Below are 16,734 nucleotides of genomic sequence, written 5' to 3'. Positions count from 1 at the left end.
ATCCTCAACCGAGATTCAATTCCTTGAAGAAGTCATTGCCCTTGTCATCGATGATGATGAAGGCCGGGAAGTCGACCACTTCGATGCGCCAGATCGCTTCCATGCCGAGCTCGGGATACTCGACCACCTCGACCTTCTCGATGCAGTGCTCGGCGAGGTTCGCCGCCGCGCCGCCGATCGAGCCGAGATAGAAGCCGCCGTGCTTCTTGCAGGCCTCGCGCACCGCGACCGCGCGGTTGCCCTTGGCGACCATCACCATCGATCCGCCCGCGGCCTGGAACTGGTCGACGAAGGAATCCATGCGGCCGGCGGTGGTCGGGCCGAACGCGCCGGAGGCGTAGCCATCGGGCGTCTTGGCCGGGCCCGCGTAGTACACCGGATGGTTCTTGAAATAATCCGGCAGCGGCTCGCCCTTCTCCAGCCGCTCGCGCAGCTTGGCGTGGGCGGAGTCGCGCGCCACGATCATGGTGCCGGTCATCGAGACGCGGGTCTTGATCGGATATTGCGACAGCGTCGCGAGGATATCCTTCATCGGCTTGTTGAGGTCGATCTTGACGACATCGCCGCCGAGCGACTGCTCGACCGCTGGCAGATACTGCGCCGGATTGTGCTCGAGCTCCTCGAGATAGACGCCGTCCTTGGTGATCTTGCCGAGCACCTGGCGGTCCGCCGAGCAGGAGACGCCGAGCCCGATCGGCAGCGAGGCGCCGTGGCGCGGCATCCGGATCACGCGCACGTCGTGGCAGAAATACTTGCCGCCGAACTGCGCTCCCACCCCCAAGCTTTGCGTCATCTTGAGGATTTCCTGCTCCATCTCGAGGTCGCGGAACGCGTTGCCATCGGCCGAGCCGTGGGTCGGCAGCGCGTCGAGATAGCGCGCCGAGGCGAGCTTCACGGTCTTCATGCAGAGCTCGGCCGAGGTGCCGCCGATCACGATCGCCAGGTGATAGGGCGGACATGCCGCGGTGCCGAGCGTCAGCACCTTCTCCTTCAGGAACGCGAGCAGCCGATCCCTGGTCAGCACCGAGGGCGTTGCCTGGAACAGGAAGCTCTTGTTGGCGCTGCCGCCGCCCTTTGCCATGAACATGAACTTGTAGGCATCATCGCCCTCGGCATAGATCTCGCACTGCGCCGGCATGTTGTTGGCGGTGTTCTTCTCCTCGTACATCGACAGCGGCGCGACCTGGGAGTAGCGCAGGTTGCGGCGCAGATAGGCGTCACGCGCGCCTTCGGAGAGCGCGGCTTCGTCGTCGCCGTCGGTGATGACGTTGCAGCCCTTCTTGCCCATGATGATCGCGGTGCCGGTGTCCTGGCACATCGGCAGCACGCCGCCGGCGGCGATGTTGGCGTTCTTCAGGAAGTCGAAGGCGACGAACTTGTCGTTGTCGCTGGCTTCCTTGTCCTCGAGGATCGAGCGCAGCTGCTTCAAATGGCCCGGCCGCAGATAGTGGTTGATGTCGCCGAAGGCGGCCTCGGACAGCGCCCGCAGCGCCTCCCGCGACACCACCAGCATGTCCTTGCCCAGCACCTTCTCGACCCGGACGCCCTCGCTCGTCACCTTCTTGTAAGGTGTGGTGTCGGCACCCAGCGGGAACAGCGGGGTGTGCTTGTAAGGCGGAACGGGCTTCTGCTGGTCGGGGAAGGCGGAGGGGGCGTTCATGAGCTGCTCTTTGGGCTTGCAGGTCGGGTTCGAAAGTCCGGTCCGGCCGCGCGGCCGCCGGAATGTAGAGCCTTTCTAAGCCTTTTTCGGACAAAGGAAAGGGAAGCCGGCCGGCTTCCAGCCATGCGCGGGACCGGCAATCCGCGTGCTATGTTTCATTCCTCCGTAATCTGTGGTTGCCACAACGGTCAGCGATCCGGGAAACCGCCAAGGAAGCCATCAGGAGACCATCATGAAGACAGCGCTTTTGATCTGGTTCGCGGCGCTGGCCCTGTTGATCGCGATCCCGACCGGCGCCGATGCGGCCCGTCTCGGCAAGCCATGCAGCGGCCTTGCCGGCGTTCAATGCAGCCGTGTCGGTCAGTTCTGCCAGTTCAAACCGGGACAATGTGGCCGCTTCGACCAGACCGGCGCCTGCGCGTTCCGGCCGACGATCTGCAACAAGATCTTCAAGCCGGTGTGCGGCTGCGACGGCAAGACCTATGGCAATGATTGCGAGCGCCGCGCCGCGGGAGCCTCCAAGGCGCAGGACGGCAAGTGCGCCTCCTGACGGATCGGCCGTATTGACGCGCTGCGCGGGAGCCTGCATGTAACTTCGCGTATTTTCATACCGCGGGGGTATTTCGTGACAGCACCGTTGCGCCGACGCTTTGCCTTGAGCATCCGCTCTTTCATGCCGGCCGCGCTGATCGCGCTGGCGACGGCCTTCGCCGCAGCGCCTGCACACGCCGATCCCTGCGAGGACATCGCAAAGCAGCTCGCCGGTCAGATCGACGGGCTGAAGGTCAACTTCAGCGCCGCCAACATCACCTACCTCACACATCCGGCGGCGAAGGAATTGTCGCTCGGCTGCCGCGGCAAGGACTATTCGATCGAGCTCTTTGCCAAGACCGATCGCAAGATGAAGCCCGAGTTTTTCAACCTTGTCGGCTCCGCCACCGCGCTGGTCTTCACCGTGCCGAAGGACGACGCCGCCACCGGCACCTCGCGCTGCCTGAAGCGCATGGGCATCCTGCGCGGCAACACCATCACGATGCGCTATCGCCGCCTCAATCTCGAATGCACGCGCAACCGCACCGACGCCTCGATCACGGTCCGGCGCGGCAAGAACGAGTGATCCGTCAGAATCCCGCGGGGACCCGGCCGATCGCATCGCAGCGTCAGCGCAGGAACACCTCGCCTGCTCCGAAAGTTGATGTTCACGGTCGCATGTTTGCCGGAAAAAGGGTGCGATAATCGCGGCCGGAATCACGGAGCCCGCCCATGATCGCAAAGCTCCTCCTGCAGAACACCATCTTCGTCCTCGCCATGGCCGCGCTGCTGTTTGGCTTCGCCGGCACGCTGCAGTGGCCCGGCGCGTGGGCTTACCTGATCGCCTCGGCGCTGATCGGCCCGGCCTGCGGGCTGTGGCTTGCCAAGGTCGATCCCGGCCTGCTGGCCGAGCGCATGCGGCTCACCGCGCGCGAAGGCCAGCCCGCCGAGGACAAGCGCTTCATGCTGGTATTCCTCGTCATTGCCGTGCTGTGGTTCGTCGCGATGGGGCTGGATCGCCGGTTTGGCGGCGCCAATGCCGGCACGCTGCTGATCGTGCTCGGCCTGGTGCTGTATCTGGCCTCGACCGCACTGATCCTGTGGGTGTTCCGCACCAATTCGTTCGCGGCCCCGGTCGTGAAGGTGCAGACCGACCGCCACCATCACGTGATCTCGACCGGGCCCTACGCACTGGTCCGGCATCCAATGTATACGAGCGTGATGCTGTTCTTCATCGGCGTGCCGCTGACGCTTGGCTCCTGGTGGGGCCTTGCCTTCGTGCCGGTGTTCTTCGTGATGTTTGCGTTCCGCACCGGGATCGAGGAGCGCACGCTGATGGCGGGGTTGTCAGGTTATGCCGATTACGCGGCCCGGGTGCGTTATCGCCTCGTGCCCGGACTGTGGTGAGGGACCATCATGGCAGAGAGCAAGACCTACACCGGTGGCTGCCATTGCGGCCAGGTGCGCTTCGAATGCACCACCGACATGGCCATGGTGACCGCCTGCAACTGCTCGATCTGCACCAAGAAAGGCCTGCACTTCGTGTTCTTGCCGCCGTCGAGCTTCCAGCTCCGCGCCGGTGCGGAGAACCTGAAGGAATATCTGTTCAACCGCCATGCGATCCGCCACCAGCTCTGCGTCGATTGCGGCGTCGACGTGTTCGCGCGCGGCAAGAAGCCCGATGGCACCGACATCGTGGCGCTCAATGTCAGCTGCATCGACGGCATCGATCTGTCGAAGATCAAGATGACGCCGGTGGACGGGCGCAATCGATAGAACTCACCGCCCACATCCGTCATGCCGGGCTTGACCCGGGCATCTATCATCTGGAGACAAAGACGTAGATGGCCGGATCATCCAGCGCGAAGACGCGCTTCGCGCCTCTGCCCGGGCATGACGGCAGCAGCAGGACTGCGCACAAGCGATCACAGATCCAGCGCCTTGTAGCGCCGGAAAATCCCCTCCTCGTTGAACGGAATCCGCCGCGCGCTTGCGAGATACGCCTTGATGTTCGGCCGCTCGGCGACGCGATCGCGCAGCGCGATCAGGCGCGGCACCTTCTTCTCGAATGCCGCCATCCGTTTCGGAAACGCGTAGCGCAGGCCTTCCACGATCTGGAACAACGACAGATCGGCGTAGGTCAGCCGGCGTCCGGTGACGAAGCCGCCGCCATTGGCCCGCACAAGATCCTCGAAATAGCCGAGATATTTCGGCACCCGCGATTTCCAGAACTCTTCCGTGCGCTTCTTCGCCGGCGCCTTCTGGTCCTCGTAATACAGCGACGGACCGAGCGGGTGATGGGTGTCGTGGATTTCCAGCACCAGGTCCGCAATCGTCAATTGCAGCTCGTGCACCCAGAGCTTCCCACCTTCTGCCTTCGGCGCGAGGCCATGGCGCGCGCCGAGATAGAGCAGAATGTTGGCGGTCTGCCCGATCACGAGCTGGCCGGCCTTGAGGAATGGCGGCGCGAAGGGCGGCGTACCCTTGTGCGCGTCCATGATCTTCATCATGGCGCCGGTGCCGCCCTTGCCGCGCGCAACATCGGTATATTCAGTACCCGCATCCTCGAGCGCGAGGCGGACATATTCGCCGCGGCCCTGGATCATCGGCCAGTAGTAAAGCTGATAGTGCATGCACTTACCTCCACAAACTTCACCGCATCGCTTCGATTCACGGTGATCGTAGCCGTGCCACGGTCAGATCGTCCACCGCGCACGGGCCGCCTGTCCGAACCGCGCGGAGACTGCTAAGGTTCCAGCGTCGAATCTTCGATGAAGGATCAACTTATGGCGGACGACAAGAAGAAGCGGGGCGCGCAAGATCGCGCTCTGATCGCGCTGAGCGAGTCCTACGAAGTTGCGTACTGGTCCAAGAAGTTCAAGGTCACTCCGGCAAAGCTCAAGGCCGCCGTCAAGAAGGTCGGGCATTCCGCCAGGAAGGTGGAAGCCCACTTCAAGGAGCAGCGGCACATGGCCGCCGACCGCGCGCGGATCGCGATCAGCGAGCCCTACGAGGTCCGCTACTGGTCGAAGAAGTTCAAGGTGACCCCTGCCCGGCTCAAGGCCGCGGTGGCCGAGGTCGGACATTCCTCGAAGAAGGTCGAGGCCCATTTCGCGGCAAAGAAGAAAACCGCAAAGAAGAAGAAAACCGCCAAGAAGGCCGCTAAGCGCAAGAAGAGTTGAGCGCGGTCGCGGGAGGGCACTGCTCTCGCCCCGTCATTGCGAGCGAAGCGAAGCAATCCATCGCGCCCCGTGCGCTGAAATATGGATTGCTTCGTCGCTATCGCTCCTCGCAATGACGAGCCAATATATCCCCTCAATTCGCCGCGAAGCAGTACAGCAGACCGTCGCCGCCGGTGCTCTTCAGGTCGGCCTGCGAGCAGCCGCCGTCAGGACCGCGCGAAGGATGCGACGTGTTCCAGGATCTTGACGGCTCGTCATCGCGCAGACCCTTGCGGTCGAAATGCCCGACCATGGCGGCGCCTTGCGTGCTGCTTGTCCAGTTCTTGCAGGTGCGGTCCTCGCCCGCCGCAAACGCCGTACCATCTGCCTGCGATCCCGTCAGCACGTCGTGACGGTTCGGCGTGTCACCGGCACCGTTGATGACTTCGCCCTTCTCGGACAGGGCGGTCTGCTTGGAGAGATGGTTGCCGGCGCTGTGCAGATCGGCGACGTCCTTGGCGACCACGACGCCCTTCACATTTTTCCACGGGCCCTTGCCGATGCGATCGCGCGCATTCACCGCGACCTGGCCGTCGGCCGCCTGGGTCGAGAGATAGGCGCGCCAGGTCTTCGGCGCACCGAAGCCCGCGGCCTGCGCAAGGGTCTGGCAATGATTGTCGGCGCCGGCGAGGCCGCCGAGATTGCCGCCATTGCCGATGCCGTTGCTGGTCACGAAGAAGCTGGTGTCGGCGCTCTGCGCCGCTGCCGGCGGCGCGGCCATGACGACGAACGCAAGACAGGCGGGAACCGCGATTTGCGCAATGTTCTTCATCTCTTCCTCCCGATGGTTGTTATGGTCCGCTCACATCAACCCGCTGCTCGTCCGGATATTCCGGCGCCGCGACACGCGAATGAAGCGCACAAAACGAAAGCGCCGCGGTTGATGCCGCGGCGCCGTGTATTGTCATGTCAGGCCATCGATCAGTTGGTCTGCTGGATCGCCGAGAGCTCCCAATTGCCGCCGCGCTGGCGCACGAAGGTCCAGACCTCGGTGACCTCCTCCGGTTGCCCGCCGCTGACCTTGCGGCCGGTGCCGCGCTCCAGCATGGTGTCGACCAGCGCGTAGCGCATCGCGACCGTCGCATATTCGCTGTCGCCTTCACGCCAGGCTTCCGCGAGATCGCCCTGCAAGAGCTTCACATTGGACGTCTTGTTGGTGACGTTGCGCGCCTTGTTCTCCTCGAGATCCTTCGAGAAGTACAACACCATCTCCGGCGTCGCGAGCGTGTGCAGCTTCGCGATGTCCTCGTTCGACCACGCGGCCTGGATGTCGCCGAGCAACCGCTCGAACGTCTCGTAGTCACCAGGTGTGATCTCGACCGGCGCGCTCGATCCGCCGCCGAGGCCAAAGCCGAAGCCCGAACGGGCATTGGCCTGCGGACCAGGGCCGACGTCGGGGCCACCCGCGTAAGCGGCGGCCGGCGTATTGCGCCGCTGCCACCACGACATCGCGAGCCGGACCACGAGCACGATCAGACCGATCTGCAGCAGCAGGCCGAGCATCGACGACAGGCCGCCGAGGCCCGAGAACAGGCCGCCGCCGAACAGCATGCCGAACAGGCCGGCGCCAAGGAAGCCCGCGGCCAGGCCGCCAAGCAGGCCGCGACCCATTCCGCCGCGGCCGAACAGGCCGCCGGAATTCGCCGCCGCCGGCGAGCCCATGCTGGGGCTGCCAGGCTGGCTGAAGGTACGGTTCATCGGCGCAACCGAGCCCGGCGCGGTGCTGGTCGAGGGCGGCGCGGAGAATGTCCGCGAGCCGCGCGAGCCACCGCCGCCAACGCGGGCGTCGGCCGCCGAAACGGTCATCATCACGGGCAGCGCCAGCGCCATCGCGACGGCGATCGCCCGGACAATTCCACGCGTGCGTTGCGAGAAATTCATGTTGGTTTCCTCAAAGGATTCCCCCGGCATGGGGAAACGCCCCTAACATGGGCAGGGCCCGATAAAAGTGAAGCGGGAAACGGGAACCGCGGCTGCGGCCCTCGGTCGCGGCGATGTGACACTATGGTCCTTGTGGATGCGACAGCGCGTCCTAGCGCGAGATGGGGCTCAGGTTCAACCGCGACCGCACTGCAACATTGCCCGCTGCCCTGCGAGAAGCGAACAGGTATCGTGGCTCGTCACCCGGGCCTAGTTCGCCGTCATGGTTTCCTTCACCGCGGCAACCAGCTGCGTCAGCGTGAACGGCTTCGGCAGGAACGCGAACTGCTGGTTCTCCGGCAGGCTCTTCTCGAACGCGTCCTCGGCATAGCCGGAGACGAAGATGATCTTCAGCTCCGCATTGCGGCTGCGCATTTCCTTCAGCAGCGTCGGCCCGTCCATCTCCGGCATCACGACGTCGGAGACGACGAGATCGACCTTGCCGTTGTTCTCCTCGAACGCCTCCAGCGCCTCGACGCCGTTGGCCGCCTCGATCACGCTGTAGCCGCGCGAACGCAGGCCGCGCGCATTCAGCGAGCGCAGGCCGTCCTCGTCCTCGACCAGCAGGATGGTGCCCTGCCCGGTGAGATCCGGCTTCGGCTTGGCGGCATCCGCGACGGCGGCTTCCTTCGCCGCGCCGTTGCCGGCATGCGCCTCCGGTGCGACCTCCTGCTCCTGGCGATGCCGCGGCAAATAGATCCGGAACGTGGTGCCGCCGCCCGGCACGGAATCGACATAGACGAAGCCGCCGGTCTGCTTGACGATGCCGTAGACCGTCGACAGGCCGAGGCCGGTGCCCTTGCCGACCTCCTTGGTCGAGAAGAACGGCTCGAAGATCTTGTCGATGATCTCGTGCGGAATACCGGTGCCGGTGTCCGAAATCTCGATCTTCACGTAGTCGGCTGCCGGCATGCCCTTGTTGGCGAGCTGGGCGGCTTCCTCGGTCGGCACGTTGGCGGTGCGGATGATCAGCTTGCCGCCGTCGGGCATCGCGTCGCGCGCGTTCACCGCGAGATTGACCACCACCTGCTCGAACTGCGAGACGTCGACCTTGACCGGCCACAGATCGCGGCCATGCACGAGATCGAGCTTGACCTTCTCGCCGATCAGCCGGCGCAGCAGCATGGTGAGGTCGCTCAAAGCATCGCCGAGATCGAGCACCTGCGGCCGCAGCGTCTGGCGGCGCGAGAATGCAAGCAGCTGCCGCACCAGCGTCGCGGCGCGGGTAGCATTCTGCTTGATCTGCATGATGTCCTGGAACGACGGGTCGGTCGGCTTGTGCGCGTTGAGCAGGAAGTCGTTCGCCATCATGATGGCCGACAGCACGTTGTTGAAGTCGTGCGCGATGCCGCCGGCGAGCTGGCCGACCATCTCCATCTTCTGCGACTGGTTGATCTGGTTTTCCAGCGCGCGCCGCTCGGTGGTCTCGAGTATATAGACGATCGCGGTCTCGGCGTCGCGCTCGTCCTTCTCGACGGTGGTGACGAAGAACTGGGCGGAGCGCTCCTTAGGCCCGTCGAGCATCACCTCGACCGGCGCGATGTCGCCCTGGCCTTCGGCAGCCTGGTTGATCGCGGCGATCAGCAGGCCCCGGTCGCGCGGATTGACTGCGCGGAAGATCGACTTGGCCGCGCCGCCGTCGCCGTTCAGCCCCTGGGCCAGCTTGGCATAGCGCGCATTGGCACCGACCACATTGCCGCCGCGATCGACGGTCGCGATCGCCATTGGCGTATGGTCGAAGAAGCGCATGAAGCGCACCTCGGCGGCGCGCTCCGGATCGGAATGCTCGTCGCGGGCGCGGCTGATCACCAGCGTGCGCGAGGCGCCCGCCGCGCCGTCGGCGCCGAAGGCGAGCTTGTGATAGAGCCGCACCGGCACGGTCTTGCCGCCGCGCATCCGCAGGTCGATGTCGAACACCTCGGTCTTGACCTCGCCGGGCACCGCCGCGATCGAGGTCAGCAGCGCCGCGCCGTCGCCTGAGACGATGTCGGTCAGCTTCAGGCCGCCCGAGCCGATCTCGGCCAGATCGTAGTCCAGCCAGTTCGCTAGCGTGGCGTTGATATAGGCGATCTCGCCGGCCGGATTGACCGAGAAGAAGCCGCACGGCGCATGATCGAGATATTCGATCGCATGCCGCAGCTCCTGGAACACGTCCTCCTGGCGCTCGCGGTCGCGGGTGACGTCGGCGATCGACCACACCGCGTATTTTGCATCGCGCTTGCCCTCGCCGAGCGGGCGTACCCTGAGCCGCAGCCAGCGGCCTTGTCCACCACCTTGCCCGGCCTCGTGGCCGGCGACACGGACCTCCTCCTGCTGCCGCTTGCCCTCCCGCGCCGCCTTCAAGAGGCGGAACACCGCCTCGGAGACGTCGGGGTTGCCGATGAAGACGCGTTCGACGGGACGGACGTCTTGCGGACCGGCCGCGCCGGTCAGCGTGAGATAGGCAGCGTTGGAATAGACCACGTGGCCGCGGGAGTCGGTGACGACGAGCCCTTCATGGGCGTGGTCGGCGATCCGTCCCATCACCGGGTCGTCGCTCGTGCGGTCGGAAAAGCGGATGATGCCGGCGGCAAGGGCGAACAGGTTGAACAGCCCGACGGTGGCGAGCAGCGCCAGCACAGACAGGATATAGGGCTGCGCCTGGGTCCGGCCGATGGTCATGAGCCAGACGGCCACCGCGACGATGCCGGTGGCGATCAGGAGCACCAGCAGGATGCTGCCGCTCCGCCGCGCTGGCCCGTGAGCCACGAACGGCTCGGTCGCGGGAGGATCGTTGCTATCGGCGGTCATCTGGAGAGACATGGCTCGTCTGCATCACGGAGGCGACCGGCCGGCCACCTCGCCCCTGAGTGCCTGAATCGGACCCGAAAACGCAAGTCCATCAGGCGGCAATTTCGCAAGTTACGCGCATTTCAAGCGGTTTTCCGCCCCTTACTGGCGCAGGCCGGACAGGCCGCGCCTCAGCCGCATCACGTAGCCGATGATTTCGGCAACCGCATGGTAGTGCTCGACCGGGATTTCCTTGTCGATTTCGACGGTCGCATAGAGCGCCCGGGCCAGCGGCACGTTCTCCACGATGGGAATGTCGTGCTCCTCCGCGATCTCCCTGATCTTGAAGGCGAGGTTGTCGACGCCCTTGGCGACGCAGATCGGCGCCGACATGCTGCGGTCATAGGCCAGCGCCACCGAATAGTGGGTCGGGTTGGTGATGATCACCGAGGCCTTCGGAACCTGGGCCATCATGCGTTTCTTGGCGCGCTGGACCCGCAACTGCTTGATCCTGCCCTTGACGTGCGGATCGCCTTCCGACTGCTTGAACTCCTCCTTCATCTCCTGCAGCGACATCTTGTGACGCTCGTACCAGGTCCGGTACTGGAAGAAGTAGTCGGCAATCGCCACCACAGCGAGGAGGGCAACCACCGCCGCCAACAAGTGCACCGTCATGCCGGTGATGGCGGGCAGCAGCTCGGCCGGATCGACCCGCAGGAACGATTCCATCCGCAGCCGGTCGGGCCACAGCACCATGACCATCACGACGCCGAGCGCGATCAGCTTGAACAGGCCTTTGAGGAAGTTCGCCACCGCCTGCTTGCCGAACAACCGCTTGAAGCCGGCCGCCGGCGAGATCTTGGAGAATTTCGGCTTGAGCTGCTCGCCCGACCACACCAGCTGATGCTGGATCATGTTGCCCGCGATCGCCGCCAGCGCCAGCATCAGGAACGGCACCCCGATCGCGGCGACCACGGCGTAGCCGAGCGTCTGGGTCAGTTGCAGCAGGCCGGCACCGTCGGTGCGGATCATCCATGAATTGGCGATCAAATTGCGCAGCGGCATCAAGATGCCGCCGCCGATCGAGCCCGAAAAGGTCGACAGCACCAGCGTGGCGCCGGCGATGACGAACCAGGTGTTGACCTCCTGGCTCTTGACGACGTCGCCTTTCTCGAGGGCATCATCAAGACGTTTTTGCGTAGGGTCTTCTGTTTTGTCTTCGGTATCGTCGGCCATCTCTCCTCCTGATCAATTCATGGGAGCGAGTTGGCGCATGACGCCGTTGAAGTAGTCGAAATAGGTATTCATCATCGCCGCGAGCACGACACCGAAGATCAGGAAGCCGACCACGATCGAGAGCGGCACGCCGACGAAGTAGACCTGCATCTGCGGCATCAGCCGTGCCAGCACGCCGAGCCCGATGTTGAAGACGAGGCCGAACACCAGGAACGGTGCCGACAGCTGCAGGCCGATCTTGAAGGCGGCGGAGAACGCTGAGGTCGCTAGCGCGGCAACGTCGCCGGTCGGCATGATCTCGCCCGGCGAGAAGATGCGGTAGCTCTCGCTCAGCGCCGCAATGACGAGATAGTGGCTGTCGGTGGCGAACAGCAGCGTCAGGCCGAGGATGGTGAGGAAGTTGCCGATGATCTGGCCCTGCTGGCCCTGGGTCGGGTCGACGGCGGTGACGAAGCCGAGCCCGAGCTGCTGCGCGATCACCGAGCCCGCGACGTTGAGCGCCGACAGCGTCACCCGCGCGGTCGCGCCGAGCACGACGCCGATGATGAGCTCATGCACCATCAGGACGCCGAGCGAGGAGATCGACGTCAGGTCGACATGATAGGCGTTGCGATGCAGGGGAAGAATGATCAGGGTCAGCAGCAGCGCGATCGACAGCTTGACCCGTGCCGGGATGTTGCTCTCGCCGAAACCGGGCAGCAGCATCACCATCGCGCCCACGCGCGCGAAGACCAGCACGAAGATTGCGGCCAGCGCCGGAAGCAGGGAGACATCGATGCGCATGACCGCGGCATTAGTGCATCAACCGCCGATGATTCGCGACGAAATCCGCATCATGTGGCTACTGAGCGCGTCCGCCATGAAGGGCAGCGCGAGCAGCAATGTGACGAAGATCGCGAGAATCTTCGGCACGAAGACCAGCGTCTGTTCCTGGATCTGGGTCAGCGCCTGGAACAACGACACCACGACGCCGACCACAAGGCCGACCACCATCAAAGGCGACGACACCAGCACGATGGTCCAGATCGCATCGCGTGCCACGTCGAGAGTTTCAGGGCCGGTCATTGTTGTGTTCTCGCTTTTGCAATCTTGCTTCGCATCGCCCTCGGGATAACGTCCTGACGGACGTCAGATCGGCATCTTCATGATGTCTTCATAGGCCTGGATCACGCGGTCGCGCACCGAGACCAGCGTCGACACCGCAACGTCGGTGTCGGCGACCGCCGTCACCACGTCCATCACATTGGCCTTGCCGGAGGCCATCGCCATGGTCTGCGCGTCGGACTTCCTGCCCGCTTCCAGCACGCTGCCGACGGAGTCCTTCAGCAGCGCGCTGAAGGACGGGCCGGCGACGGCCTGCCCGGCCTTCTCGACACCGCCGCGCTCCATCAATTTCGCGAGGCTGGCGTAGGCGTTGGCGGCGACTGTCGGTGTAGCCATGATTTACGTTCCCTGTTCTTGTTGCGTCAGGACTTGAGGATGTCGAGCGTGCGCTGGATCATCCGCCGCGTCGCGCTGATGATGTTGAGGTTCGCCTCATAGGAGCGCTGGGCGTCGCGCATGTCGGTCATTTCGACCATTGAATTGACGTTCGGATATTTGACGTTGCCGGAGGCGTCCGCCGCCGGATTGCCCGGCTCGTGCTTGATGCGGAATGACGACTGGTCGGGGCGGATCCGGCCGAGCGTCACGACCTGGGCGTCGAGCGAACGATCGAGCGCGGAGGAGAAGGTCGGCACCTTGCGGCGGTAGGGATCGCCGCCCGCGGTCTGCGCCGTCGAATCGGCGTTGGCGATATTTTCCGAGATCACCCGCATCCGCCCCGCCTGCGCGCGCAGGCCCGACGTCGCGATGCTCATCGAGCGGGTGAAATCGCTTGTTCCATCTGCCATGGGATCCTCCTGCCGCGCTCAGGCGGCCTAGCCCTTGCCGATCGCGGTCTTCAGCAGATGCAGGCTCTTGCTGTAGAGCGAGGTGACGGCCGCGTAGTCCATCTGGTTGGCCGACACTTTCAGCATCTGGTCCTCGAGATTGACTGCGTTGCCGGCCGGGCGGGTCTGGAACCCGCTCTTGCCGCGATCATTGTCGAACGTGTCGGGTGCGCCGGACGCCGCCATGTGGGTGGCGCTGGTCTGCATCATCGGCAGCGTCCCCATGCCGCCGCCGACCGTGGTACCGGCCCGGTCGAACTTCGGCTCGACCAGGTCGCGCGGCCGGAAGTTCGGCGTGTCGGAATTGGAAATGTTCTCGGCGAGCACCCGCTGGCGTTCTTGGTGCCACTGCATCTTGCTGCGCAACGCCGACAGGATCGGCAGATCGTTCATGGACATCGCCGCGGCTCCGTTAACCTCTTGGACGCCCCCTGGGCCTTCCGAGGTAGGCAGAATTTGCCCGGTGTATGGTTAACGGGTGGTTAAAATATCGGATGGAGCCGTGGAGAACGCTGCAACAGCGGCCCGCGAGCGCATTTTCGCCACGAATGCTGCGTTAACCAGCACAAACCAAGACAGCGTGGGGCGCTGAGAAGTCGTTTTGGGACAAGCGATTCTTGGTTTATTAATAGAACCTTGGGCTGCAAGCCTCTGGGAATTAAGAAATAGGGCGAATCTCGGGCGCGATTCGCTGCGCAAACCGCGTCTATCAATCCGCGCTCGTTGATGGCGGAAGCTGAGGAAGGCCACGATGGCCGGGGACTCCAATATGCAGGTCATTACATTCGTGTTGGCATTCCTTGTCGTGCTGGCGCTGATCGGCGTCACCGCATGGCTCGTGCGCCGCTTCGCCGGAAACCGCCTCGGCGCCAATGCCAACCGCGGACGCATGCCGCGCCTGGCCGTGATCGACGCCGCCGCCGTCGACGGCCGCCGCCGCCTGGTGCTGGTCCGCCGCGACAATATCGAGCATCTCCTGATGATCGGCGGCCCGACCGACATCGTGGTCGAGCCGAACATCGTCCGGGCGATGCCGGGGCGCGATCAGATGTCGACCCGCCCCGCGGTCGCAGCCGACGCCGCGCCGCCGCGCGTGGCGCCGCTTCCGGATGCCGCCTGGAACGAGAGCGAAGCCGCCCGTTCCGACAATTTCGACCTTCCCGAGCCGGAGCCGGCGCCTCGTCCGGCGCGCCCCTCCTTTGCCGACGAGCTGCGTCGGCCCCCGCCGCCGCTCGCCGAGCGCCGCAGCGATCCGCTGGCGGGCTTCACGGCCGAGCGCAGCGAACCGCGGCCCGATCCGATGCCGCCGCGGCTGCCGCCGCGCTCCGAGCCTGCCATTCCGCGTCCGCCGCGGGCTGCCGAGGCGCCGAAGGCCCCGCCGCGGGCGCCCGAGCGTGCCGTCACGCCGCCGCCACCGCCTCCCCCTGCTCCGCCGCCGGTCGCAACCCAGGCGCCCCCGCCGGCGCCGCCGGCATCGAACGCCGATGCAAATTTGGCCGAGATGGCGCAGCGGCTCGAGGCGGCACTGCGCCGCCCGACTGGCGCCGGCGAGACCGTCGCGCCGCCGGTTGCGCCCGAGGCGCCGCCGGTTCGCGCGCCGCGTAGCGAGCCGCCTACGCCGCCCGCCAACGGACAGAAGAGCGGCTTCGAGAATCTCGAGGACGAGATGGCATCGCTGCTCGGCCGACCGAAGAATCCTTCGTGAGGTTCGGGACAGTCCCGCGTAGAGTTTTTTTCATCGCTGTCCTGATCGCCGCCGGATCCTTCGCCGATCCGGCGATGGCGCAGGACATCAGCATCAATCTCGGCGGCGGCAATGGCGGCGTGACCGAGCGCGCGATCCAGCTGATCGCGCTGCTCACGGTGCTGTCGATCGCGCCGTCGATCCTGGTCATGATGACGTCGTTCACGCGCATCGTGGTCGTGCTCTCGCTGCTGCGCACCGCGCTAGGCACCGCGACCGCGCCGCCGAACTCGGTGATGATCGCGCTCGCGATGTTCCTCACCGCCTTCGTGATGGGGCCGGTGCTGCAGAAATCCTATGACGACGGCATCAAGCCGCTGGTCGCCAACCAGATCGGCGTCGAGGAAGCGCTGCAGCGCGCCTCGGTCCCCTTGCGCGGCTTCATGCAGAAGAATGTCCGCGAGAAGGATCTGAAGCTGTTCATGGACCTCTCCGGCGAGCCGCCGCCGGCGACACCGGAGGAGATGTCGCTGCGCATCCTGGTGCCGGCCTTCATGATCTCCGAGCTGAAGCGCGCCTTCGAGATCGGCTTCCTCTTGTTCTTGCCGTTCCTGATCATCGACCTCGTCGTCGCCTCGGTCTTGATGTCGATGGGCATGATGATGCTGCCTCCGGTGGTGGTCTCGCTGCCGTTCAAGCTGATCTTCTTCGTGCTGGTCGACGGCTGGGCGCTGGTCGCCGGCAGCCTGGTGCAGAGTTACGGGGGGTAGCCCCGCGAAACATTCATGGCCCGTCAGCTGGATCGGCCGTGCCGTTGCACTATCATGCGCGGCACCGCATCCAGGGAGCCGCGCCGTGCAGCAGCCATTCAACCGCGCCGCAGAAGACCTCGGCAACGCCATCCATCTCGAGCATGTCAACGTGCAGGTGCCGGACCAGCGCCTCGCCACGCTGTTCTACATCGCCGGCATCGGACTGACCCGCGATCCCTATCTGATGGTCTCCGACAGCAACATGTGGGTCAATGCCGGCCGCAGCCAGTTTCATCTGCCGAGCGGCAGGCCGCAGGTGCTGCGCGGCCACACCGCAATCGTGATCGCCGGACGGCAGGCCCTGCTGCAGCGGCTTGCCGCGGTCGCGCCCAAGCTCGAGGGCACCGCGTTCAGCTATCGCGAGCGCAACGATCACGTCGAGGCCATTTGCCCCTGGGGCAACCGCCTGCGCTGCTACGAGCCCGACGCCGAGCGGTTCGGGCGCGTCGTGCTCGGAATGCCCTATGTCGAGTTCGACGTGCCGCGCGGCACGGCCGAGGCGATCAGCCGGTTCTATCCCGAGATCATGGGCATCCCGGCCAGCGTCGTGAACGGCGACGGTGTCGTCGCGCGCGCCAAGGTCGGCAAGGATCAGTATCTGCAATTCCGCGAGACCGACCAGGCGCAGCCGGAATTCGACGGCCATCACATCCAGATCTACATCACCGACTTCTCGGGTCCCTACAAGCGGCTGCGCGAGCGCAACCTGGTGTCCCGCGAGGACAATCAGTACCAGTACCGCTTCTGCGACATCGTCGATCCCGCCGATGGCCGGCACCTGTTCACCGTCGAACATGAGGTGCGTAGCGCCACCCATCCGATGTATCTGCGGCCGCTGGTCAACCGCAATCCGGCGCAGACCAACCGCACCTTCGCCAACGGCTACGACCAGGCGCCGTGGGCGATGGGGCCGGACCAGTATGACGGATGAGCGCGCGCTCATCCGCATCGCGACATCATCCGCAATCCC

19 protein-coding genes are annotated in these 16,734 nt (G+C 65.0%); 8 read left to right on the top strand and 11 right to left on the bottom strand.

Annotated elements, in window-relative coordinates; all coding sequences use genetic code 11:
* Nucleotides 1-4 precede the first annotated feature (4 nt).
* Nucleotides 5-1,660, bottom strand: a complete 1,656-nt coding sequence (locus ACVW1C_RS34620) for a fumarate hydratase (protein ID WP_456762095.1) — start codon at nt 1,658-1,660, stop codon at nt 5-7.
* Nucleotides 1,661-1,892: 232 nt separating this feature from the next.
* Here ACVW1C_RS34620 and ACVW1C_RS34615 point away from each other — a divergent pair, with 232 nt between their 5' ends.
* The 4 genes from ACVW1C_RS34615 to ACVW1C_RS34600 all read left to right on the top strand — a co-directional run bounded on the left by ACVW1C_RS34615 (nt 1,893) and on the right by ACVW1C_RS34600 (nt 3,967).
* Nucleotides 1,893-2,210: a Kazal-type serine protease inhibitor family protein gene (locus tag ACVW1C_RS34615; RefSeq protein WP_456762094.1), complete on the top strand. Its 318-nt coding sequence runs from the start codon at nt 1,893-1,895 to the stop codon at nt 2,208-2,210.
* 123 nt (nt 2,211-2,333) lie between these two features.
* Nucleotides 2,334-2,777: a hypothetical protein gene (locus tag ACVW1C_RS34610; protein ID WP_173640490.1), complete on the top strand. Its 444-nt coding sequence runs from the start codon at nt 2,334-2,336 to the stop codon at nt 2,775-2,777.
* Between the two features lie 146 nt (nt 2,778-2,923).
* Entirely contained in the window at nt 2,924-3,598 is a 675-nt protein-coding gene (locus tag ACVW1C_RS34605) for a methyltransferase family protein (protein ID WP_456762093.1), read from the top strand.
* 9 nt (nt 3,599-3,607) lie between these two features.
* On the top strand, nt 3,608-3,967 hold the full coding sequence (locus ACVW1C_RS34600; protein WP_173637536.1) for a GFA family protein: 360 nt from the start codon (nt 3,608-3,610) through the stop codon (nt 3,965-3,967).
* A 149-nt stretch (nt 3,968-4,116) separates the two neighbouring features.
* Here ACVW1C_RS34600 and ACVW1C_RS34595 read toward each other — a convergent pair whose 3' ends face one another.
* A complete protein-coding gene (locus ACVW1C_RS34595; protein ID WP_456762092.1) occupies nt 4,117-4,824 on the bottom strand; it encodes a glutathione S-transferase in 708 nt (235 codons plus the stop codon).
* 153 nt (nt 4,825-4,977) lie between these two features.
* Here ACVW1C_RS34595 and ACVW1C_RS34590 point away from each other — a divergent pair, with 153 nt between their 5' ends.
* Nucleotides 4,978-5,373 (top strand): DUF3606 domain-containing protein, encoded by a 396-nt coding sequence (locus tag ACVW1C_RS34590; protein ID WP_456763246.1) that lies wholly within the window; start codon nt 4,978-4,980, stop codon nt 5,371-5,373.
* A gap of 133 nt (nt 5,374-5,506) precedes the next feature.
* Here ACVW1C_RS34590 and ACVW1C_RS34585 read toward each other — a convergent pair whose 3' ends face one another.
* The 9 genes from ACVW1C_RS34585 to flgB form a co-directional block, all read right to left on the bottom strand.
* Nucleotides 5,507-6,133 carry a lectin gene (locus ACVW1C_RS34585; protein ID WP_456763245.1) on the bottom strand — a complete coding sequence of 209 codons (627 nt, stop codon included), beginning with the start codon at nt 6,131-6,133 and terminating at the stop codon, nt 5,507-5,509.
* 200 nt (nt 6,134-6,333) lie between these two features.
* Nucleotides 6,334-7,323 (bottom strand): Tim44 domain-containing protein, encoded by a 990-nt coding sequence (locus ACVW1C_RS34580; protein ID WP_456762091.1) that lies wholly within the window; start codon nt 7,321-7,323, stop codon nt 6,334-6,336.
* A 219-nt stretch (nt 7,324-7,542) separates the two neighbouring features.
* Nucleotides 7,543-10,122, bottom strand: coding sequence for a cell cycle histidine kinase CckA (cckA, locus tag ACVW1C_RS34575; protein ID WP_456763244.1), 2,580 nt, complete (start codon nt 10,120-10,122; stop codon nt 7,543-7,545).
* A 141-nt stretch (nt 10,123-10,263) separates the two neighbouring features.
* Complete coding sequence (gene flhB, locus ACVW1C_RS34570) at nt 10,264-11,337, bottom strand: flagellar biosynthesis protein FlhB (protein WP_456762090.1); 1,074 nt, start codon at nt 11,335-11,337, stop codon at nt 10,264-10,266.
* A 12-nt stretch (nt 11,338-11,349) separates the two neighbouring features.
* A complete protein-coding gene (gene fliR / locus ACVW1C_RS34565) occupies nt 11,350-12,120 on the bottom strand; it encodes a flagellar biosynthetic protein FliR (protein WP_456762089.1) in 771 nt (256 codons plus the stop codon).
* A gap of 18 nt (nt 12,121-12,138) precedes the next feature.
* Nucleotides 12,139-12,402, bottom strand: a complete 264-nt coding sequence (gene fliQ / locus ACVW1C_RS34560; RefSeq protein ID WP_050401183.1) for a flagellar biosynthesis protein FliQ — start codon at nt 12,400-12,402, stop codon at nt 12,139-12,141.
* Nucleotides 12,403-12,465: 63 nt separating this feature from the next.
* Nucleotides 12,466-12,777, bottom strand: a complete 312-nt coding sequence (gene fliE / locus ACVW1C_RS34555) for a flagellar hook-basal body complex protein FliE (protein WP_456762088.1) — start codon at nt 12,775-12,777, stop codon at nt 12,466-12,468.
* 26 nt (nt 12,778-12,803) lie between these two features.
* Nucleotides 12,804-13,229 (bottom strand): flagellar basal body rod protein FlgC, encoded by a 426-nt coding sequence (flgC, locus tag ACVW1C_RS34550; RefSeq protein ID WP_097675999.1) that lies wholly within the window; start codon nt 13,227-13,229, stop codon nt 12,804-12,806.
* A gap of 27 nt (nt 13,230-13,256) precedes the next feature.
* A complete protein-coding gene (gene flgB, locus ACVW1C_RS34545; RefSeq protein ID WP_207831093.1) occupies nt 13,257-13,667 on the bottom strand; it encodes a flagellar basal body rod protein FlgB in 411 nt (136 codons plus the stop codon).
* A gap of 370 nt (nt 13,668-14,037) precedes the next feature.
* Between flgB and ACVW1C_RS34540 the strand changes: the two genes are divergently transcribed.
* The 3 genes from ACVW1C_RS34540 (at nt 14,038) to ACVW1C_RS34530 (ending at nt 16,695) form a co-directional block, all read left to right on the top strand.
* Entirely contained in the window at nt 14,038-14,973 is a 936-nt protein-coding gene (locus ACVW1C_RS34540; protein WP_456762087.1) for a flagellar biosynthetic protein FliO, read from the top strand.
* Nucleotides 14,970-15,722, top strand: a complete 753-nt coding sequence (fliP, locus tag ACVW1C_RS34535; RefSeq protein WP_212015564.1) for a flagellar type III secretion system pore protein FliP — start codon at nt 14,970-14,972, stop codon at nt 15,720-15,722. The genes ACVW1C_RS34540 and fliP overlap by 4 nt, the downstream gene beginning before the upstream one ends.
* Before the next feature lie 85 nt (nt 15,723-15,807).
* Nucleotides 15,808-16,695, top strand: a complete 888-nt coding sequence (locus ACVW1C_RS34530) for a hypothetical protein (protein ID WP_456762086.1) — start codon at nt 15,808-15,810, stop codon at nt 16,693-16,695.
* Nucleotides 16,696-16,734 lie beyond the last annotated feature (39 nt).

It is taken from the genome of Bradyrhizobium sp. USDA 4011 (assembly GCF_054063415.1).
Note: the sequence above shows the minus strand (reverse complement) of the source record. Positions and strands in the feature narration are given on the sequence as shown.